Raw genomic sequence first — 20709 nt, forward strand, 5'->3', positions numbered from 1 at the left:
GGCAGCCACACAACACCCGCAACCCGCCACCCACCACACAAAACCAACGACACCAACACCCCCACAAAACCAACAAGACGTTAAACGCCAAGACGCAAAGTCTTCCGGATCATGGGAAATAGGTTGGTGTAGATGGATAGACCGGGGAGTACCACGGCACGGGCGGTGATCTTCGGGTCGGCGGGTTCGACCGCATGCCGATTTCGGGGGCGTGGTGTGGGGACGGCACTACTCGCACACCACCAACGTGGACACGACCCTTCCCTCTGCGTACAAGCGCATCGAAGGCGGTCTCCCACCCGGCCTGGTGCCGCCCTGGGCAGGCGTCGTGCTCGGGCAGGCGTCGCCCCCAGGCGGCCGTCGCGCCCGGACGGGGCGCCGCAGCCTCATGCTGACGAGCCGGTCGTCAGCTGGGCAATGCCACAGCCGCATGTTGACGAGGTGGCCTGCCAGCTGGGCAAATACCGCTACCGGGGTGGTGTCGGGGCTGTCTGCTGCCCGTACAGTCGCCGAAATCGGGAAAATGGGTGCGGCTCAGGACGTGCGTTGGTGCCATTCGCGCAGCAGCTGGGTCTCCTTCTCCGGGGTCAAGCGCTCTGCGGGCGGCGGCAGCGGGTCGAGGAGCGCGGACTCATACGTCTCCCGGATCGTCTGCCGGAGCGGGCGTGGGGTCAGGCCCGCCGCAAACGCCGCCGCCGGGTCCGCCGCGTTGGACGCTGCCTCGGGGTCGAACGCGGCCCACAGCGGCAGGCTCTCCGCGTCCATGCCGCGCTCGCCGAGGAAGTCGGCGTCGATCCAGGTCAGCGTCGTGCCGGGCGGGCCGACCTCGACGGCCATCGCCTCCAGGAGCTCGCCGAACGAGAACGGTGGCGCGGGGCTGACCGCGTGGAACACGCCGCCGGGGCGGGTCAGCAGGCGGATCGTCCAGTCCGCCATGTCGCGTGCGTCGATGACCTGGATCGCGGCGTCGCGCGGGCCGGGCGCGAGGATCTCGCCGCCGCGGGCGATCCGCTCGACCCAGAACGTGAACCGCGACAGGTGGTCGTGCGGGCCCACGACATAGGTCGGCCGCACGATCAACGTCGAGGTGCCGAACCGCTCCTCGGCGACCCGCTCGCACGCGGCCTTCAACGGCCCGTAGGTGTCGTCGGTGATCTCCTCGACCGCCGGGTCGTCAAGCTCCCGCAGCGGCGAATCCTCGCCGAACCCGGGCCCGGCCGGCACGTCGTAGACCGAGACGCTGGAGATGTACACATAGCGCCCGCCGCTGCCGTCCAGTGCGTCGGCCAGCTCGTGCACCTGCCGCGGGAAGTATGCGCTGACGTCGACCGTCGCGTCCCAAACGCCTTCGAACAGGCCGTCGGGCAGCGCGTTACGGTCGGCGTGCAGGTGCTTGGCCGCCGGGAACAGGTCAGCGCCGGTCTGTCCCCGGTGCAGCAGTGTCACGTCGTGCCCAGCGGCGAGCGCGGCCTCGGTGATGTGCCGGCCGACGAATCTGGTGCCCCCGACGATCAGGATCCGCATGCCACAAGCCTAGTGGTTGTTCAGCATGCGCAACCCGAAGCCGGCGGCCACTGCTATTACGAGCCCGTCCTCACTCAGCCCGCCGTTGACCTCGACAAACGGCAACTTGAGCTGCTGAACCTGCGCCTTTACGCGCTCGGTGAACATCTCGTCGCGCCGCAACAGGCTCCGCAAGGCCGTCTCGGTTCGCTGGTCCTTGCCCACAACGGAACCCCTCGCCGAGCCGCCCGACGTGCCGCAGCCGCTTCCGCGCCGGTCAGCCGGCGAACTCGTCGCCCAGATCCTGGATCTTGTCGGCGCTGATGGCCCGCCGGAGCCAGATGTCGAGCTGGGCGAGATCGGTGCAGCCGGCGATAAAGGCATGGTGCTCGTCCGGGATCGCGACGCCGCGGGTGCCGAGGACCATCAGCACGGCATCGGCCTTGCCATGGGCTTCGCCTTCCGCCTCGCCCTCGGCCTTCCCCTCGGCCTTCCCCTCGGCTTTGCCGGAGTCGAAGTACCGCCGGGCGAAGTCGCTCTGGTACTTGTGGCCCGTGGTGGTCATGATTTCCTCCAGGAGGCGCCGGGCCGCCGCTGGCAGCACCGAAAGTACGAGGTCAGTGTACAGGCTGGCATGGTCAGGATCGGTTGCGTCGAGTCCGTGGAGCATGGCGTCGAAGATCGGTTCGGGGTCTTCACGGGTGCCGTGCGCGAGTGCCGCGAGGACCGCCATCTCGGGTGCCTGCCGGGCTGTCGCGGGGTCGGTGATGACGGGGACCTGCTCGGGCCCGAGCGCGACCGGCGTCATCACGGATTCGGGCGGCCCGATGGGGATCGGCGCCGAGGCCCAGTTCGCAACGGCCTGGACGGGGCAGACCACCAGCAACGCGACCGGGCAGTCCAGCCGGGCGTGCAACGTGGTGATGTATACCGGCCAGCTGCGACGCTTTCGCGCGTCGGCCCGCAGTTGCACCTCGACCACGACTGCCATTTTCGTGCTGAACCCGTTGTTGAGCGTCACAACGGCGTCGGCCCGGTATTCGGTCGGGACGACGTCGGTGAGCTCGCTCGACGACAGTCGCGCGGTGTCGAACTCGGGCACCGCGACGTGCAGCTGGCCACCCAGGATCTCGGCGGCCAGCGCCGGTCTTTTCCGGAACATCTCGATGAGTGTCTCGTGCACATAGGTCGGCATGACGCCGGACTCTATCGAACGATCTCACGTTCTGCTAATTCTATGGTCACGCTCCGTATGGACTTCTGGATCGAACTTGATGCATCGCGTCATTGCCGGGGCATTGCGGGGGACCAGCGGACCGGGGGTGTGCCGGTGGCGGTGAGGGCGGCGTTGATGCGGCTGAACGGGCGGCTGCCGAGGAAGCCGGTCTGGTTCATCGGGCTGGGGTGACCGGCGCGCAGCACCACGTGCCGGTCGTTCGTCACCAGGGGCGCCTTCGCCTTGGCCGCCGCGCCCCACAGGACGAACACGACGCGGTCGGTCTTCGCGTTCAGGGCCTGGATCGTGGCGTCGGTGATGTTCTCCCAGCCGCGCCCCTTGTGCGAGTTGGAGCTGCCGGCGCGGACGGTCAGGACGGCGTTGAGCAGCATGACGCCCTGGCGGCACCACGGGGTCAGGTCGCCCGACGGCGGCGGGGTCACGCCAAGGTCGTCGCGCATCTCCTTGTACACATTCTGCAGCGACGGCGGGACCGGCACGCCCTGCGGGACGCTGAAGCTCAGCCCGTGCGCCTGGCCGGCTTTGATGTACGGGTCCTGGCCGAGGATCAGGACCCGAGTGGAGGCGAGCGGGCTCAGCCGATACGCGGCGTAGATGTCCTGCTTCCGCGGATACACCGGGCCCGCCTGATACTCCCCGACGACGAACGACGACAGCGCCGCCACCGTGGCCGGGTCGACGAACGGGGCGACCGCCTCTCGCCAGTCGTCGGGCATGAAGTCCAGCAGATACACAGGCTTCGCCGATGTGGTCATGGCCGGCAATCTATCGCCAGGCACCGACAAAAAACTCGGGCCACCAGCCGCGGGCGCGCCACTCCAGCAGTGATGGGCGCTCCGCGCCCAGGGTCGAGTCCTTGCCGTTTCGGTGATCGGGCAGATGCCCATGACGCCCGCGGTGATCTGTGGCTGCCACCGGGCGCGGACGTCGCGGTCGCGCAGCAGCCGGACCACCGCGCTGCGGCCCCGCCCGTACGACCTGCGGCACGCGGGCGTTTCAACGCTGGTGTCCACGCGCCGGAGGTCGCCGAGCGAGCCGGTCACTCCGTCGACGTGCTCCCGCCGGTCTGCGTCGGGTGCATCGATGGGGACATAGGGATATGGACTTCATGAACGCGACCGGGCCGGCCGCCGGTGGCCGGATCAGGCGACCGGCGCGCGGTAGTCGACGCTCTGGTGAACCGCTTGGTCGACCTCCTCCGGGGTCAGCAGCGCTACGGTCTTGGTGGTGGCTCCACCAGATGAACCAACCGCGAGAGCGACGGCCGCGGCGGCCTTGTTGTCCGGCAGTTCGCAGATCACATACGTGTCGTTGTCGCCGAAGCAGAAGTCGAACGACTCAAGTCGCCCGCCCACGCTTTCGGCCATCTTCCGGACTGCCTCGACGCGCCCGCTGCCTCCTTCCTTGAGCAGCCCGCGAAGCCCGTCGAGCGTGAAGGTCCCCTGGATAAGGAATCTGGGCATAGCGATCACCCCCTCAGCATCGAGCGTAGTCGCCGGAGGCGTGTCGGCCCACGCTAGGAAGTCGGGAACCAGGTCGGGAGTCCTGAGCCGATGACTACCAGCCCCTGGCGCGCCACTCCGGGATCGACGGGCGCTCCGTGCCCAGCGTCGAGTCCTTGCCGTGTCCCGGGTAGATCACCGTCTCGTCAGGGAAGACGTCGAAGATCTTGGCTTCTAGGTCGTCCATCAGAGACTTGAAGTCCGCTGGGTTTGTGGTCCGTCCAGGACCCCCGGGGAAGAGGGAGTCTCCGGTCCAGAGGTGGCCGTCGTGGTACAGGGCGATCGACCCCGGGGTGTGGCCGACGAGGTGGATGACGGTCAGGGCGCAGTCGCCGAGGGGGAGGGTGTCGCCGTCGGCGAGGGTGCCGGTGACGACGGGGATCTCCGGGGCGTCGGCGGCGTGGGCGAGGGAGGCGGCGCCCGTGGCGGCGACGACCTCCTCGAGGGCGAACCAGTGGTCCTGGTGGCGGTGGGTGGTGACGACGGTGGAGATGCCCGCGGGGGCGGTCGCGATGAGCTGGAGCAGGCGCTCGGCGTCGTTGGCCGCGTCGATCAGCAGGGCCTCGCCGGTGGTCGTGCACCGCAGCAGGTATGCGTTGTTGTCCATCGGGCCGACGGACAGCTTGGTGAAGGTCATTGTGCTCATTTCCAGGCCTCCAGGCTCGGCAGGTCGCCGGTGAGGCCGGTGCCGTCGCCGCGGCCGGTGAGCCAGGCGGCGAGCAGGTGCACGGGGCCCGTGACGACCGGGGCGTCATCGGAAGCGGACAGCAGCGTCGTGCCGTCGTCGGAGACGAGGGTCGCCGCGTGCGGGGTGGCGGGGTCATGAAGGACGCGCAGGGTGAACGACTCGGGCCAGTTCGCCGGACCGTAGCCGGCGTCGAGGTCGACGTGGTGCAGCTCGACCTCGCAGATGCGGGACCAGACCACGCGGGCGGCCGGGGCCGGGCCGGTGGTGCCCCACTCGACCTGCGCGCTCCAGCCCTGGGCGGGCATCGTGTCGATCGACTCGCGCAGCAGGTCGCAGGCGGTGGTGAGGTCGGCGAGCTGCTCGTCGTGCGGGCGGGCGGCGCCGGCGGCGATGCCTTCCTCGCGCGCTTCGCGGCTGGTGTAGGCGGGGGTCTTCACCCCGGTCCTGGCCCAGCTCAGCAGGTTGCGATAGGCGTCGGCATTGCGGGCGAGGTGGGTCACGACGTGCCCGCGGGTCCAGCCGGCGCACCGGGACGGCGCGGTCAGCCCGTTGCCGTCGAGGGTGCGGACGGTGTCGAGGAGGCGGGCGGTGGCGCGGTCGAGCTCCGCGCTCAGCACGAGCGGATCAGCCGTCACCGCCCAACCCTACCGCCGCGCACCGACAAGACCACCGACATGACAAAGCGGACAGTGGCTGTACCGACGCCGAAACCGCGAAACGCTCAGCGCTGGCGGACCCCGACGGCAGGGGGCAGGTCACCGGTCGCCCAGTGCAGCTCGTCCTCCCAGTCGGCGACGCTGAGGTCGACGTGCTCGAAGCTGAGCCTCGCGCCGATGGGTTTGCCGAGGTAGCCGGCGTACAGGTCGTGCACGACGACCAGGCGCTGCCCGACGGCGGCGGCGGCGGGATCGTCGGGACGGGCGGTCCTGACCTCGAGCCGGCCGTAGACGCCCATGTCGGCGTCGGTGCCGCGATCCTCCACGATGACGTCGAGGATCTCGTCCTCGGCGCCGACGTGGAAACCGTAGGAGACGCCGCCGAAGGTCAGCCAGAAGCGCATGAGCGAGTCGTCCTGGCCGGGTGAGACGTGCCACTGGACGTCGGCCCGGTCCAGGCGCAGTCCGACGGCGCTGGCCAGCACATGCGAGGGGAGCACGCACCCGACGATAACCCCGATATTCGGTTTCGCGCGCCTGCCGCGCTACCTACCGTGGATTTCCGAACACGGGTTCGGAAGGATGTTCATGATTATTGACCTGGCTGCCTTGGGTTGGGACGACGCTTACGCCGCGCTGTACTCCGGCCGGTTCGACCAGCCCGGTCAGCGACCGGCGCGGGTCAGCCGCGTCGACCGGGGCGTCTGCACGGCCCTGGCCGCCGACGGCCCGCTGCGGGCGAGCCTGTCCGGTGGCCTGCTGGCGCGCGCCGCCGCGGACCCGGGCTCGCTGCCGTGCGCCGGTGACTGGCTCGTCGTGCGGACGTGGCCCGACGGCCGGCTGACGGCGGAGGCGGTGCTGCCCAGGCGCACCGCGATCGTGCGGGCGGTCGCCGGCGAGGAGTCGTTCGGGCAGGTCCTGGCCGCCAACGTGGACACGGTCGCGGTGGTGGAGCCGGTCGACCCGTCGCCGGACCTCGGCCGTATCGAACGCCTCCTGGCCCTGGCCTGGGAGTCCGGGGCGGAACCGGTGCTCGTCCTGACCAAATGTGACCTGGCCGCGGACCCGGAGGCTCTGGCGGAGCAGATGCCCGGCGGCGTGGAGGTCCATGCGGTCAGCGCCCGGACAGGGATGGGTCTCGACGCGTTGCGGCCGCTGGTGGCGTACGGGCGGACGCTCGGCCTCCTGGGGCAGTCCGGTGCCGGCAAGTCGAGCCTCGTCAACGCCCTCGCCGGCGCGCTCGTCATGCAGACGCAGACGCTGCGGGGCGACGGACGGGGCCGGCACACCACCACATATCGGGCGTTGATCCCGATGCCCGGTGGCGGGGCGGTCCTCGACACGCCCGGGGTGCGGCTCGTCGGCATGTTCGACACCGTGGCTGGGCTCGACCGGGCGTTCGCCGACGTGACGCAGCTCGCGACGCTGTGCCGCTTCGACGACTGCCGGCACGGTGAGGAGCCCGGCTGCGAGGTCAGGGCCGCGGTCGAGGACGGCGAGCTCAGCCCCCGCCGCTTCGCGAGCTGGCAGAAACTGCAGAAAGAGCAGAAGCTTGCATCGGTGCGGCGGCTGAAACGTGAGAGCCGCGACCGGCGACGACTGGCACGTCCGTAGCGGAGGTTCCCTCGTTCGGGCGCGGAAAATTGTCATACCCCCTGGCTAGAGTTGTCGGCTGGCACCGTGACGGTGTTCCAAACGGACAAAACACTGCTGCCAGACATATTCACTGCCAAGGGGAAGCATGTCGGATCGTCTGATCATCCGTGGCGCTCGGGAGCACAACCTCCGCGACGTCAGTCTCGACCTGCCGCGCGACGCGATGATCGTGTTCACCGGGCTGTCCGGTTCGGGGAAGTCGAGCCTGGCGTTCGACACGATCTTCGCCGAGGGGCAGCGGCGGTATGTGGAGTCGCTGTCGTCCTACGCACGGCAGTTTCTCGGCCAGATGGACAAGCCCGACGTCGACTTCATCGAGGGTCTGTCGCCGGCGGTGTCCATCGACCAGAAGTCGACCTCGCGCAACCCGCGCTCGACGGTCGGCACGATCACCGAGGTGTATGACTACCTGCGGCTGCTGTATGCGCGCATCGGCGAGCCGCACTGCCCCGTCTGCGGCGAGCTGATCACGCGGCAGACGCCGCAGCAGATCGTCGACCGGGTCCTCGCCATGGAGGAGGGCACCCGCTTCCAGGTGCTCGCCCCGGTCGTGCGCGGCCGCAAGGGCGAATATCTCGACCTGTTCCAGGAGCTGCAGTCGAAGGGCTATGCGCGGGCCCGCATCGACGGCGTCGTGCACCCGCTCACCGAGCCGCCGAAGCTCAAGAAGCAGGAGAAGCACACCATCGAGGTGGTCGTCGACCGGCTCTCGGTGAAGGCGAGCTCGAAGCAGCGCCTCACCGACTCGGTCGAGACCGCGCTGAAGCTGGCGGCCGGCATCGTCATCCTGGAGTTCGTCGATGTCCCCGAGGACGACGAGCACCGCGAGCGGCTCTTCTCCGAGCACCTCGCCTGCCCCAATGAGCACCCGCTGTCGATCGAGGATCTCGAGCCGCGCTCGTTCTCGTTCAACGCTCCTTATGGCGCCTGCCCGGACTGCACCGGCATCGGCACCAAGAAGGAGGTCGACCCGGAGCTGATCGTGCCCGACCCGGAGCAGACGCTGCGCGGCGGCGCGATCGCACCGTGGGCCACCGGCCACACCCTGGAGTATTTCCTGCGCCTGCTCGAAGCGCTGGGCGCGGAGGCCGGGTTCAACCTCGACACCCCGTGGCGCGCACTGTCCTCCAGGGCGCAGAAGGCCGTCATGTACGGGTCAGAGGACCAGGTGCACGTGCGCTACCGCAACAAGTACGGGCGCGAGCGCTCCTACTACACCGGCTTCGAAGGCGTGGTGCAGTGGATCGAGCGCCGGCACTCCGACACCGAGAGCGACTGGTCCCGCGACAAGTACGAGGGATACATGCGCGACGTGCCCTGCGGCACCTGCGGCGGGTCCCGGCTCAAGCCGGAGATCCTCGCGGTCACCATCGCCGGGCACAGCATCGCCGACATCTGCAACCTGTCCGTCGGTGACTGCGCCGACCTGCTGGGCGCGATGACCCTCACCGACCGGCAGAAGCTCATCGCCGAGCGGGTCCTCAAGGAGATCAACGCGCGACTGCGGTTCCTCGTCGACGTCGGCCTCGACTACCTGTCCCTCGACCGGGCGTCCGGCACCCTGTCCGGTGGTGAGGCGCAGCGCATCCGGCTCGCCACGCAGATCGGCTCCGGTCTCGTCGGCGTCCTGTATGTGCTGGACGAGCCCAGCATCGGCCTGCACCAGCGCGACAACCACCGGCTGATCGAGACCCTGACCCGGCTCAAGCGCCTGGGCAACACGCTGATCGTGGTCGAGCACGACGAGGACACGATCCGCACCGCCGACTGGGTCGTCGACATCGGCCCGGGCGCCGGCGAGCACGGCGGCCGGGTCGTGCACAGCGGCACGTTCGACGACCTGCTCACGGCGGACGAGTCGGTGACCGGTGCGTATCTCGCCGGCCGCCGCAGCATCCCGATGCCCGAGATCCGCCGGCCGCGCACGCCGGGCCGCGAGCTGGTCGTCGTCGGCGCCCGCGAGCACAACCTGCACAACCTGACGGTGCCGTTCCCGCTCGGGCAGTTCGTCGCCGTGACCGGCGTGTCCGGCTCCGGCAAGTCGACCCTGGTCAACGACATCCTGCACGCCGTCCTGGCCAATGTCGTCAACGGCGCCCGCATGGTCCCCGGCCGGCACACCCGCATCTCCGGGCTCGACCAGGTCGACAAGGTCGTCGGCGTCGACCAGTCACCGATCGGCCGCACCCCCCGCTCCAACCCGGCGACCTACACCGGCGTGTTCGACAACGTCAGGAAGCTGTTCGCCGAGACCACCGAGGCCAAGGTCCGGGGGTATGGGCCCGGCCGCTTCTCGTTCAACGTCAAGGGCGGCCGCTGCGAGGCGTGCGCCGGTGACGGCACGATCAAGATCGAGATGAACTTCCTGCCGGACGTGTACGTGCCGTGCGAGGTCTGCAAGGGTGCCCGGTACAACCGCGAGACCCTCGAGGTGCACTACAAGGGCCGCACGATCGCGGAGATCCTCGACATGCCGATCGAGGAGGCGGCCGGGTTCTTCGAGGCGATCCCGGCGATCCACCGGCACCTGAAGACGCTCAACGACGTCGGTCTGGGGTATGTGCGCCTCGGCCAGCCCGCGCCGACGCTGTCCGGCGGTGAGGCGCAGCGCGTGAAGCTCGCGTCCGAGCTGCAGAAGCGCTCCACCGGCCGCACCGTGTACGTGCTGGACGAGCCGACCACGGGCCTGCACTTCGAGGACATCCGCAAACTGCTGCTGGTGCTGCAGAGCCTCGTGGACAAGGGCAACACCGTCATCGTCATCGAGCACAACCTCGACGTCATCAAGTCCGCCGACTGGCTCATCGACATGGGTCCCGAGGGCGGGCACAAGGGCGGCACCGTCGTCGCCGTGGGCACGCCGGAGGAGGTCGCGGAGATCGCCGAGAGCCACACGGGACAGTTCCTGCGGCCGGTCCTGGGGCTGAAGGGCGAGCCGGGCGGCGACACGGCGGCGCGGGACCGGGCGGCGAAGGCCAACGGACCGAACGGTGGCGGTGCGCCGGCACGCAGGCCTGCGGGGGCGCGGACGCGGTCGGCGGCGGTCACGGTCGAGCCTGACGACCTCCCTTCCGCCGGTGAGCCGGCGCCGCCGAAGAAGACGACCGGCACGCGGGCGGCGGCCGCTTCGAAGGGCACCGCCGCGGCCAAGAAGACGGCGCCCGCCAAGCGGGCTCCGGCGAAGAAGGCGGCCTCGAAGGGCTGAGCTGCGCCTCCTGGCGGGTGGGGCCGATCGAGCGGCGGCGGAGATCGTGCGCTGCTACGGTGGCCGCTGGCAAGGCCTCACCCCCAGGAGGAAGACGTGCCGGTCCAGGACGTGTTCAACCCCTGCTCGGCCCGGCGGGCGCTGCTGCTGGGCGCCGGTGCGCTCGGCGTGACGGTGCTCGCGGGCTGCGGGGACGACGAGAAGACCCCGGAGGCCGCGGGCAGTCAGCCGCCGCCGACGGCCGCGCCGACCACCGCGGCCAACCCGTTCGACAACACCGCGCCCGCGACGGGCTCCAGCGACGCGGCGCCGCCACCCGGCGCGCTCGTCGCGGTGAAGGACGTGCCCGTCGGCGGCGGAGTGATCGCCAAGGACACGATTCTCGTCGTGCAGGCGAAGCAGGGGACGTTCAAGGCGTACCAGGCGAGCTGCCCCCATCAGGGCGTCCTCGTCGACCCGCCGTCCGCCGGAGCGACGATGATCATGTGCCCGGGCCACAACTCGCAGTTCAAGATCGCGGACGGCAGCCTGGCGCGAGGGCCGGCGACGCGCGGGCTGAACGGCGTGCCGGTGAAGGTGCAGGCGGGTTACGTCGTCGAGGCGTGAGCCGCCGTTTCGCCCTGTGACGCAAGGTCACGTGCGGGTAACGGATTCCCAGACTTCGTTGAGCATTGAACCGTACGCTCCATGATCTACGTATTTCCTGGCGTAGCCAGCAGGCCAACGACCTTGGAGGAGCCTATGAGTGACACGACTCGCCGCGCGGTGCTCGCCGGCGCGGCCGGAATCACGGCCGTGACGGCGCTCGCAGCCTGTGGAGACGACAGTGACGACAGCGGTTCGACCGGGGACAGCAACAACACCGGCGGGGCCGCCGCGGGCGTCCTGACGACCAAGGCCGACATCCCCGTCGGCGGCGGCAAGATCTTCAAGGACGGCGGCGGCGTTGTCGTCACCCAGCCGGAGTCCGGGCAGTTCAAGGCGTTCAGCTCGATCTGCACGCACCAGTCGTGCGTCGTGTCCGACGTCACCGGCAACGCGATCAACTGCCGGTGCCACGGCAGCGTGTTCTCCGCCGCAGACGGCTCGGTGAAGAACGGGCCGGCCACCAAGGGGCTGGCCGAGAAGGCGCTGAAGGTCGACGGGGACAACATCTCCCTGGCGTGACGTCTGCCGGGTTTCCCGGTCTTCCGGGGGGACGGCGGTCGCTGTTTCTGTCGTACCCCCCGGATAGTCTCGAAGAGTGCCAGATCCGTCCACGTATCGACCCGCGCCGGGGACCATTCCCGACACGCCGGGGGTCTACCGGTTCCGCGATCCGTCGGGCCGTGTCATCTATGTGGGCAAGGCCAAGAGCCTCCGGCAGCGGCTCAATTCGTATTTCGCCGACGTGTGGACCCTGCACGCCCGCACCCAGCAGATGGTCACCACCGCGGCGAAGGTCGACTGGGTCACGGTCGGCACCGAGGTCGAGGCACTCCAGCTCGAATACAACTGGATCAAGGAATACGACCCCAGGTTCAACGTCCGCTATCGCGACGACAAGAGCTATCCCTATCTGGCGGTCACGCTCGACGAGGCCTATCCGCGCCTGCAGGTGATGCGTGGCGCGAAGCGCAAGGGCGTGCGCTATTTCGGCCCGTATGCGCACGCGTGGGCGATCCGCGAGACCCTCGACCTGCTGATGCGCGTCTTCCCGGCGCGCACCTGCTCCGCCGGCGTGTTCAAGCGCGCCGGGCAGATCGGCCGCCCGTGCCTGCTCGGTTATATCGGCAAGTGCTCCGCGCCGTGCGTCGACCGCGTCAGCGAGGAGGAGCACCGCCACATCGTCGACGACTTCTGCGACTTCATGGCCGGCAAGACCGACACCATGGTCAAGCGCCTGGAGCGGGAGATGTTCGCCGCGTCCGACGAGCTCGACTTCGAGCGCGCCGCCCGCATCCGCGACGACCTCGGCGCGCTGCGCCGCGCCGTGGAGAAGCAGGCGGTCGTCCTCGGCGACGGCACCGACGCCGACGTGGTCGCGTTCGCCGACGACCCGCTGGAGGCGGCCGTCCAGGTGTTCCACGTGCGGGGCGGCCGGGTCCGCGGCCAGCGCGGCTGGGTCGTGGAGAAGACCGAGGACCTCAGCGCCGGCGACCTCGTCCACCATTTCTGCAGCCAGATCTACGGTGCCGAGGCCGGCACCGACCCCGCCGACCTGCCCAAGGAGCTGCTCGTCCCGGAGCTGCCGGCCGACGCCGACGCGCTCGCCGACTGGCTCAGCAACCTGCGCGGCAGCCGGGTGGCGATCCGCGTGCCGCAGCGCGGCGACAAGAAGACCCTCGCCGAGACCGTCGCGCGCAACGCCGAGCAGGCCCTCCAGCAGCACAAGTTGCGCCGCGCCGGTGACCTCAGCACCCGCAGCAAGGCCCTGGAGGAGATCGCCGAGGCGCTCGGCATGCAGACCGCCCCGCTGCGCATCGAGTGCTATGACATCTCCCAGATCCAGGGCACCGACGTCGTCGCCAGCATGGTCGTCTTCGAGGACGGCCTGTCCCGCAAGAGTGAATATCGCCGCTTCGCGGTCAACGGCGCCACCGACGACGTGTCGGCCCTGTCGGAGGTGCTGCGCCGCAGGTTCGCCCGCTATCTCGACGCCAAGGTGGAGATCGACTCGCTCGCCGCCGAAGACGTCGACCCGTCCCGCCCCGGCATCGACCCGACGACGGGGCGGCCCCGCAAGTTCGCCTATCCGCCGCAGCTCGTCGTGGTCGACGGCGGTCAGCCCCAGGTCAACGCCGCCGCGCAGGTGCTGCTCGACCTCGGCATCGACGACATCGCCATCTGCGGCCTGGCAAAGCGCCTCGAAGAGGTCTGGCTCCCCGACGACGAGTTCCCGGTGATCCTGCCCCGCTCCTCGGAAGGGCTCTACCTGCTCCAGCGCGCCCGCGACGAGGCCCATCGCTTCGCCATCACCTATCACCGGCAGAAGCGCTCGAAGCGCATGACCGCGTCCACGCTGGACAACGTGCCCGGCCTCGGCGAGATCCGCCGCAAGGCGCTGCTGCGGCACTTCGGCTCGTTGAAGCGGCTGAAGTCGGCGAGCACCGACGAGATCGCCGAGGTCCCGGGCATCGGCCGCCGCACCGCGGAGGCGATCCTCGCCGCCCTCAACGGTCCGCCGGCCCCGTCCGGGCCTCGCGGGAAGGGCGAGTCACCGGCAGGCCCGGCCCCGATCTCGTCCGCCGGTGAGCCTGCCGCTGAGTCCGGCGATGAGTCCGGCGATGAGCGCGCGGGGTCGGCCGGTGAGGACGTCAGCGGGCGGATGCGGTCCGAGCGGGTGGTTCCGGTTCCTCAGGCACCGGCGTCAGGCGTCGAGGGTCCCGGCGGCGCCGGACTGCTCGCGGGCATTTCGGTGCCTTCCGGCGTCGTGGGCACTGGTGGTTTCCCGTCTCCTTCCGTGGTGGGGGAGCGCTCCGCCGCGGAGGAGCCCATCGGTGTCGTGGCTTCAGGTGGCGCATCCGATTCCGCGGGCGTTGACCGGTCCGCGGGCGTTGACCGGGCGGCCGGGGGTTCGGGGGTCGTCACGGTGGTCGAGGTCACGGCGCACGGTCCAGGCGAGCCGGGGGAGACCGCCAGCAGGGGCGATGGCGGCGGTCGTATGGGGGCGGACGGTGCGGGGGCGGTGTCGGGCGGGGCGATCGGTGACCCTGAAAAGGTACAAAGCGACCGAGCGGCCAGACCGGCGCACGGCACGACATAAACTCGTCGACGTGGTGAGCGAAGAAGCGCCGGCAGCGCCCGACCGCACGGCGACCGACCTGGTCATCGTGACGGGGCTCTCCGGCGGCGGCCGCAGCACGGTCGCCCGGGCGCTGGAGAACGTCGGGTATTACGTCGTGGACAACCTGCCACAGGCGTTGCTGCTCGACATGGCGGAGCTGGCGTTCGCGGCACGGGGCGCGGCGCGGCGGACCGCGATGGTGCTCGACGTGCGCAGTCACGCGTTCTCGACGGATCTGCCGGGGGCGGTGAAGTCGTTGCGGGAGCGGGGGTTCAACCCCCGGATGGTGTTCGTCGACGCCGATGACGAGGTGCTGATCCGGCGGTTCGAGAGCGTGCGCCGGTCGCATCCGCTGCAGGGTGGCGGACGGCTCTCCGACGGCATCGCCGCGGAGCGGAAGCTGCTGCAGGAGGCGCGCGAGCAGGCCGACGTGCTCATCGACACGAGCCACCTCAACGTCAACCAGCTCCGCGGGCGCATCGAGGAGATGTTCGGCGAGGAGGACACCACCCAGATCAGGGTCACGGTGCTGTCGTTCGGGTTCAAGTACGGGCTGCCGCCCGACGCCGACTTCGTCCTCGACGCGAGGTTCCTGCCGAATCCGTACTGGGTGCCTGAGCTGCGCGAGCACACCGGCCGCGAGACCGACGTGAGCCGCTACGTGCTCGGGCAGCGGGGTGCGGTGACGTTCGTGGAGACGTATGCGCGGCTGATCAACGCCACGGCGCCCGGCTTCGAGCGGGAGGGCAAGCGCTACCTGACGATCGCCGTGGGCTGCACCGGTGGCAAGCACCGCAGCGTCGCGATCGCCGAGGAGCTCGCCCGCCGGCTCCGCGAGATGCGTCTCGCCGCCGCGCCGCAGCACCGCGACCTGGGGCGCGAATGAGTGTTGCCCGGCGCCGCGAGAACGGCGCATCCCCCGGCCCGGCGGACAGCACCGACGTGTCAGGCGACCCTGACGCGTCAACCAGCCACGGCGCGGCGATCGGTAACGGCACGGCAGGCAGTCACGGCGCGGCCGCCGGCAGCGGTGTGGCGAGCGGCGACGGCGTGCACGGCGCGGCGGGTAGGAGCAGCGTGCACGGTGCGGTGAGCGGCAACGGCGCGGGTTCGCATCGTGGCCGGGCCGGCGGACAGGGTGAACCGGACGGTGCTGATGCGCTGGACGGGTCCCGTGTCCCGGGGGCGCATCGCAAGGGCGTGCGGCTCGAAGGACGGCGGCCGGTGCGGGTGGTGGCGTTCGGTGGGGGGCACGGGCTTTCCGCCTCGTTGCGGGCGCTCCGGCGGATCCATCAGGACCTGCCGCTGGACATCACCGCGGTCGTCACCGTCGCCGACGACGGGGGGTCCAGTGGGCGGTTGCGGGCGACCCGCGACATCCTGCCGCCCGGCGACCTGCGTCAGGCACTGGCCGCGCTCGCCGACGAGGAGGCGATCGCGGAGGTGTTCCAGCACAGGTTCGCCGGCAGCGACGACCTCGCCGGGCATCCCGTCGGCAACCTGGTGCTGTGCGCCATGATGGAGCTCGCCGGCGACCCGGTCGTCGCGCTGGACCGGGCGGCGGAGATGCTGCGCTGCGACGGGCGGGTGCTGCCCATGTCGCGCCGGCCGCTGCACATCGAGGCCGACCTGTCGGAGGGTGGCGAGGTGGTCACGGTGCGCGGTCAGCACGCTGTTGCGGTCACCTCCAAGACGATCGACCGGGTGCGGCTGGTGCCGGCGGCGCCCGAGGCGTGCGCGGAGGCGGTGCAGGCGACCACCGACGCGGACTGGCTGCTGTTCGGGCCCGGGTCGTGGTTCACCAGCGTGATCCCGCACCTGCTGGTGCCGCAGCTGGCCGCAGCGATCTCCATGAGTGCCGCGAAGCGCCTGGTCACGCTGAATCTGGCACCCGACAGCGAGACGGCGGGGCTGACCCTGCCGGAACACCTTGCCGCCCTGCGTCGTTACCTACCTGGGCTGCACGTCGATGTAGTTCTTGCCGACGGGAAAGCCGTAGGCGACCCCGAACCGGTCCATCGTGCGGCAGAATCGCTGGGTGCCCGTCTGGTGCTCGCGCCGGTGGCCGTCGCGGACGGAGCACCGCAGCACGACCCGCACGCGCTGGCCACGGCTCTGGAGCCACTGCTGAGAGCACCACGGCTGAGCGGCACCGACAGCAGCACCACCGACAGTTCGAATGAGCCCCGCGAGGTGACGACAGAATGGCGATGACCGCTGCGGTCAAGGACGAGCTGAGCAGGGTGGATGTAGCCAAACCCTGCTGCCGGCGCGCCGAGATGGCCGCGCTGCTCCGCTTCGCGGGCGGGTTGCACATCGTCTCCGGCCGGGTGGTCGTCGAGGCCGAGCTCGACACCAACGCGGCCGCCCGACGGCTGCGCCGCGAGGTTTCCGAGGTGTACGGGTACCAGAGCGAGATCCACGTCCTCGCGAGCGGCGGCCTGCGCAAGGCCAGCCACTTCATCGTGCGTGTGGTGAAGGACGGCGAGGCCCTCGCCCGGCAGACCGGCCTGCTCGACGTCCGTGGCCGTCCGGTGCGTGGCCTGCCCCCGCATGTCGTGTCGGCCAACATGTGCTGTGCCGTCGCCGCCTGGCGCGGGGCGTTCCTGGCGCACGGGTCGCTGACCGAGCCGGGCCGCAGCTGCGCGCTGGAGATCACCTGCCCCGGGCCGGAGGCCGCGCTCGCGCTGGTCGGCGCCGCCCGGCGCATCGGGATCACCGCGAAGGCCCGCGAGGTCCGCGGCGTCGACCGGGTCGTGGTCAAGGACGGCGACGCGATCGCCGCCCTGCTCACCCGCATCGGCGCACACCAGAGCGTGCTGACGTGGGAGGAGCGCCGGGTTCGCCGCGAGGTCCGGGCCACCGCCAACCGGCTGGCCAACTTCGACGACGCCAACCTGCGCCGCTCAGCCCGCGCCGCGGTGGCCGCCGCCGCCCGGGTCGCCCGCGCGATGGAGATCCTCGCCGACAACGCCCCCGAGCACCTGTTCAGCGCCGGTACGCTGCGGCTGGAGCACCGGCAGGCGTCCCTGGAGGAGCTCGGGGCGCTCGCCGACCCGCCGCTCACGAAGGACGCGATCGCCGGACGCATAAGGCGTCTCCTGGCCCTGGCCGACAAGCGCGCCCGCGACCTGGGGATCCCCGACACCGAGTCGGCGGTCACACCGGAGATGCTGGTGAGCTGAACGGACGCTCAGCCGGGGTGAAACCGCTGTGTGCTCAGACACCCCGGCGGGAGTTCGGCGGCCCGCAGGCGATAGGGTTTTCCTGTTCGGCGACGAAGCCGTCCGTATGCCGCTCCACGCGGCCGCTCCCCGCTCATGGGCCTCACCGATCAGGCCCCCGACCGGGCGAGCCATGATCACTCACGGGCGACCGGCATCGGCAACGGCCGGCCGCGACGAGGCGAGGAGATGTGTCGAAGTGACCATCCGGGTTGGCATCAACGGCTTCGGCCGCATCGGCCGCAACTTCTTCCGTGCGGCGCTGGCCAAGGGCGCTGACATCGAGGTTGTGGGCGTCAATGACCTCACCGACAACGCGACGCTGGCGCACCTGCTGAAGTACGACAGCATCCTGGGCCGCCTGCCCTACGAGGTGAAGGCGACCACCGACGAGATCACGGTCAACGGCAAGACCTTCAAGGCGCTCGCCGAGCGCGACCCGTCGAAGCTGCCCTGGGGCGACCTGGGCGCCGACGTCGTCATCGAGTCGACCGGCATCTTCACCGACGCGGACAAGGCCAGGGTCCACGTCGCCGCCGGCGCGAAGAAGGTCATCATCTCGGCGCCGGCCAAGGGCGAGGACGTCACGGTCGTCCTGGGCGTCAACGAGGACAAGTACGACGCGGCGAACCACACCATCATCTCCAACGCGTCGTGCACCACGAACTGCCTCGCGCCGATGGCCAAGGTCATCAACGACACGTTCGGCATCGAGCGTGGCCTCATGACCACGATCCACGCGTACACGCAGGACCAGAACCTGCAGGACGCCCCGCACAAGGACCTGCGTCGCGCCCGCGCCGCCGCCCTCAACATCGTGCCGACCTCGACCGGTGCCGCCAAGGCGGTCTCGCTGGTCCTGCCCGAGCTCAAGGGCAAGCTGGACGGCTACGCGCTGCGGGTGCCGATCCCGACCGGCTCGGCCACCGACCTGACCGTCACCGTGGGTCGCGAGACCACGGTCGACGAGGTCAACGCCGCGATGAAGGCCGCCGCTGACGGCCCGCTGAAGGGCATCCTCGTCTACACCGAGGACCCGATCGTCTCCAGCGACATCGTCACCGACCCGGCGTCGTGCATCTTCGACGCGGGCCTGACCAAGGTCATCGGCAACCAGGTCAAGGTCGTCGGCTGGTATGACAACGAGTGGGGCTACAGCAACCGTCTCGTCGACCTCGTCACGCTGGTGGGCACCGGCCTGTGAAGACGCTCGACGACCTCCTGAGCGAGGGCGTCAAAGGTCGGCGCGTGCTCCTGCGCGCCGACCTGAACGTTCCGCTCGACGGAGACAAGATCACCGACGACGGGCGCATCCGGGCGGTCCTGCCGACCCTCAACGCCCTGCGTGAGGCCGGCGCGCGGGTCACCGTGGTGTCGCACCTGGGCCGCCCGAAGGGCGCGCCCGACCCGAAGTACACCCTGCAGCCGGTGTCACAAAGGCTCGGGGAGCTGCTCGGCAAGCCCGTCGCGTTCGCCACCGACACCGTCGGCGAGAGCGCGCAGGCCGCGGTCGCCGGGCTCGGCGACGGTGACGTCGCCCTGCTGGAGAACCTGCGCTTCAACGCGGGCGAGACCAGCAAGGACGAGGCCGAGCGGGGCGCGTTCGCCGCGCAGCTGGCCCAGTTCGCCGACGTCTACGTCGACGACGCCTTCGGCGCCGTGCACCGCAAGCACGCCAGCGTGTTCGACGTCGCAGCGCTGCTGCCCCGGTACACCGGCGGCCTCGTGCGACGCGAGCTCGACGTGTTGTCGAAGCTCACCGGCGACCCCGAGCGGCCGTATGTGGTCATCCTCGGCGGCTCGAAGGTGTCGGACAAGCTCGCCGTCATCGAGGCGCTGCTGCCGAAGGTCGACAAGCTGCTCATCGGCGGCGGCATGTGCTTCACCTTCCTCAAGGCCCAGGGCCACGAGGTCGGCAAGAGCCTGCTGCAGGACGAGATGGTCGGCACCTGCGCGGACCTGCTCGCCCGCGGCGGCGACAAGATCGTGCTGCCCGTCGACGTGGTGACCGCCGACAAGTTCGCGGCCGACGCGGCGACCCAGGTCGTCGCCGCCGACGCGATCCCGGCCGAGGAGCTCGGCCTCGACATCGGACCGGAGTCGGTGACGCTGTTCGCGCAGGCCGTCGAGTCCGCGAAGACCGTGTTCTGGAATGGTCCGATGGGCGTCTTCGAGCTGGCGCCGTTCGCGGCCGGCACGCGCGGCGTCGCCGAGGCCATCACGAAGATCGACGGCTTCAGCGTCGTCGGCGGCGGCGACTCCGCCGCGGCCGTGCGCGCCCTCGGCATCCCCGAGGACGGGTTCAGCCACATCTCGACCGGTGGTGGCGCGTCCCTGGAGTATCTCGAGGGCAAGGCCCTGCCCGGCATCACCGCACTGGAGGGCTGAGCGATGGCAGAAGCAACCGGCCGCAGGCCGCTCATGGCCGGCAACTGGAAGATGAACCTCAACCACCTCGAGGCCATCGCCCTGGTGCAGAAGCTGGCATTCAGCCTCAACGAGGCGCAGCTGGAGGCCGTCGAGGTCGTCGTGCTGCCCCCGTTCGTCGACATCCGCAGCGTGCAGACGCTGACCGACGGCGACAAGCTCAACATCGGCTACGGCGCGCAGGACCTGTCGCAGCACACGTCGGGCGCCTACACGGGCGAGATCTCCGGCGCGATGCTGGCGAAGCTCGGCTGCCAGTACGTGGTCGTCGGGCACTCGGAGCGCCGCCAGTACCACGGCGAGGACGACGCGCTCGTCAACGCCAAGGTGAAGGCGGCCCTCGCCAACGGCATCGCCCCGATCCTCTGCGTCGGCGAGGGTCTCGCCGTCCGTGAGGCGGGCGAGCACGTCGGCTACACCCTCGCCCAGCTCGACGCCGCGCTCGAGAAGGTCAAGACCGACGAGATCGAGAAGATCGTCGTGGCGTACGAGCCGGTGTGGGCCATCGGGACCGGCAAGGTCGCGACCCCGCAGGACGCGCAGGAGGTCATCGGCGCGATCCGGACCCGCCTCGCGGAGAAGTACACCGGCGGCACGGCCGACCGGGTGCGCATCCTGTACGGCGGCTCGGTCAAGCACGACAACGTGGCGTCGATCATCGAGCAGCCCGACATCGACGGCGCGCTCGTCGGTGGCGCCAGCATCGATGCGGAGGGTTTTGTCCGCATCTGCCGTCTCGGCAAGTAACCGCTCCTCAACGCAGCGTCGCGCGGCCCTGACCAGGGCGGCGCGACGCTGTTTTGTATCCCACCCCAGGTTCCGCACGGCATGAACGACGCCTAAAG

Annotated in this window: 17 protein-coding genes and 2 pseudogenes; 11 read left to right on the forward strand and 8 right to left on the reverse strand. The window is 70.3% G+C overall.

What is annotated here, in order from left to right; translation table 11 throughout:
• Nucleotides 1-534: 534 nt before the first annotated feature.
• The 8 genes from ABZS58_RS32915 to ABZS58_RS32950 form a co-directional block, all read right to left on the reverse strand.
• Complete coding sequence (locus ABZS58_RS32915; protein ID WP_354787147.1) at nucleotides 535-1524, reverse strand: NAD-dependent epimerase/dehydratase family protein; 990 nt, start codon at nucleotides 1522-1524, stop codon at nucleotides 535-537.
• 9 nt (nucleotides 1525-1533) lie between these two features.
• Nucleotides 1534-1728, reverse strand: a complete 195-nt coding sequence (locus tag ABZS58_RS32920) for a hypothetical protein (protein WP_354787148.1) — start codon at nucleotides 1726-1728, stop codon at nucleotides 1534-1536.
• 52 nt (nucleotides 1729-1780) lie between these two features.
• Nucleotides 1781-2698 (reverse strand): hypothetical protein, encoded by a 918-nt coding sequence (locus tag ABZS58_RS32925; RefSeq protein WP_354787149.1) that lies wholly within the window; start codon nucleotides 2696-2698, stop codon nucleotides 1781-1783.
• An 89-nt stretch (nucleotides 2699-2787) separates the two neighbouring features.
• Nucleotides 2788-3495, reverse strand: coding sequence for a uracil-DNA glycosylase (locus ABZS58_RS32930; RefSeq protein WP_354787150.1), 708 nt, complete (start codon nucleotides 3493-3495; stop codon nucleotides 2788-2790).
• A gap of 387 nt (nucleotides 3496-3882) precedes the next feature.
• A complete protein-coding gene (locus tag ABZS58_RS32935) occupies nucleotides 3883-4203 on the reverse strand; it encodes a GYD domain-containing protein (RefSeq protein WP_354787223.1) in 321 nt (106 codons plus the stop codon).
• A 94-nt stretch (nucleotides 4204-4297) separates the two neighbouring features.
• Complete coding sequence (locus tag ABZS58_RS32940) at nucleotides 4298-4888, reverse strand: MBL fold metallo-hydrolase (RefSeq protein WP_354787151.1); 591 nt, start codon at nucleotides 4886-4888, stop codon at nucleotides 4298-4300.
• Nucleotides 4885-5565, reverse strand: a complete 681-nt coding sequence (locus ABZS58_RS32945; protein ID WP_354787152.1) for a maleylpyruvate isomerase family mycothiol-dependent enzyme — start codon at nucleotides 5563-5565, stop codon at nucleotides 4885-4887. The genes ABZS58_RS32940 and ABZS58_RS32945 overlap by 4 nt, the downstream gene beginning before the upstream one ends.
• Nucleotides 5566-5651: 86 nt before the next feature.
• Nucleotides 5652-6086: a hypothetical protein gene (locus ABZS58_RS32950; protein WP_354787153.1), complete on the reverse strand. Its 435-nt coding sequence runs from the start codon at nucleotides 6084-6086 to the stop codon at nucleotides 5652-5654.
• An 88-nt stretch (nucleotides 6087-6174) separates the two neighbouring features.
• Here ABZS58_RS32950 and rsgA point away from each other — a divergent pair, with 88 nt between their 5' ends.
• From rsgA to tpiA, 11 genes and pseudogenes are all read left to right on the forward strand, one after another.
• Nucleotides 6175-7200 (forward strand): ribosome small subunit-dependent GTPase A, encoded by a 1026-nt coding sequence (gene rsgA, locus ABZS58_RS32955; RefSeq protein WP_354787154.1) that lies wholly within the window; start codon nucleotides 6175-6177, stop codon nucleotides 7198-7200.
• Between the two features lie 127 nt (nucleotides 7201-7327).
• A pseudogene (gene uvrA / locus ABZS58_RS32960) lies at nucleotides 7328-10225 on the forward strand (excinuclease ABC subunit UvrA); the annotation flags it as partial.
• 318 nt (nucleotides 10226-10543) lie between these two features.
• Entirely contained in the window at nucleotides 10544-11053 is a 510-nt protein-coding gene (locus ABZS58_RS32965) for a Rieske (2Fe-2S) protein (RefSeq protein WP_354787155.1), read from the forward strand.
• 135 nt (nucleotides 11054-11188) lie between these two features.
• Nucleotides 11189-11614: a Rieske (2Fe-2S) protein gene (locus ABZS58_RS32970; RefSeq protein ID WP_354787156.1), complete on the forward strand. Its 426-nt coding sequence runs from the start codon at nucleotides 11189-11191 to the stop codon at nucleotides 11612-11614.
• A 76-nt stretch (nucleotides 11615-11690) separates the two neighbouring features.
• Nucleotides 11691-13601 (forward strand): annotated as a pseudogene (gene uvrC / locus ABZS58_RS32975) (excinuclease ABC subunit UvrC); the annotation flags it as partial.
• A 601-nt stretch (nucleotides 13602-14202) separates the two neighbouring features.
• Nucleotides 14203-15099: an RNase adapter RapZ gene (rapZ, locus tag ABZS58_RS32980; protein WP_354787157.1), complete on the forward strand. Its 897-nt coding sequence runs from the start codon at nucleotides 14203-14205 to the stop codon at nucleotides 15097-15099.
• 314 nt (nucleotides 15100-15413) lie between these two features.
• The gene (gene yvcK, locus ABZS58_RS32985; RefSeq protein WP_354787224.1) at nucleotides 15414-16427 is read left to right on the forward strand and encodes a uridine diphosphate-N-acetylglucosamine-binding protein YvcK; all 1014 of its coding nucleotides are present in this window, start codon (nucleotides 15414-15416) and stop codon (nucleotides 16425-16427) included.
• Nucleotides 16418-17398 (forward strand): DNA-binding protein WhiA, encoded by a 981-nt coding sequence (whiA, locus tag ABZS58_RS32990; RefSeq protein ID WP_033359740.1) that lies wholly within the window; start codon nucleotides 16418-16420, stop codon nucleotides 17396-17398. The genes yvcK and whiA overlap by 10 nt, the downstream gene beginning before the upstream one ends.
• Before the next feature lie 238 nt (nucleotides 17399-17636).
• Nucleotides 17637-18641: a type I glyceraldehyde-3-phosphate dehydrogenase gene (gene gap, locus ABZS58_RS32995; protein WP_354787158.1), complete on the forward strand. Its 1005-nt coding sequence runs from the start codon at nucleotides 17637-17639 to the stop codon at nucleotides 18639-18641.
• On the forward strand, nucleotides 18638-19825 hold the full coding sequence (locus ABZS58_RS33000; RefSeq protein ID WP_354787159.1) for a phosphoglycerate kinase: 1188 nt from the start codon (nucleotides 18638-18640) through the stop codon (nucleotides 19823-19825). The genes gap and ABZS58_RS33000 overlap by 4 nt, the downstream gene beginning before the upstream one ends.
• A 3-nt stretch (nucleotides 19826-19828) precedes the next feature.
• Complete coding sequence (tpiA, locus tag ABZS58_RS33005) at nucleotides 19829-20611, forward strand: triose-phosphate isomerase (RefSeq protein WP_354787160.1); 783 nt, start codon at nucleotides 19829-19831, stop codon at nucleotides 20609-20611.
• Nucleotides 20612-20709: the final 98 nt, after the last annotated feature.

Source organism: Dactylosporangium sp. NPDC005555, assembly GCF_040605635.1.
Taxonomy (GTDB): Bacteria; Actinomycetota; Actinomycetes; order Mycobacteriales; family Micromonosporaceae; genus Dactylosporangium.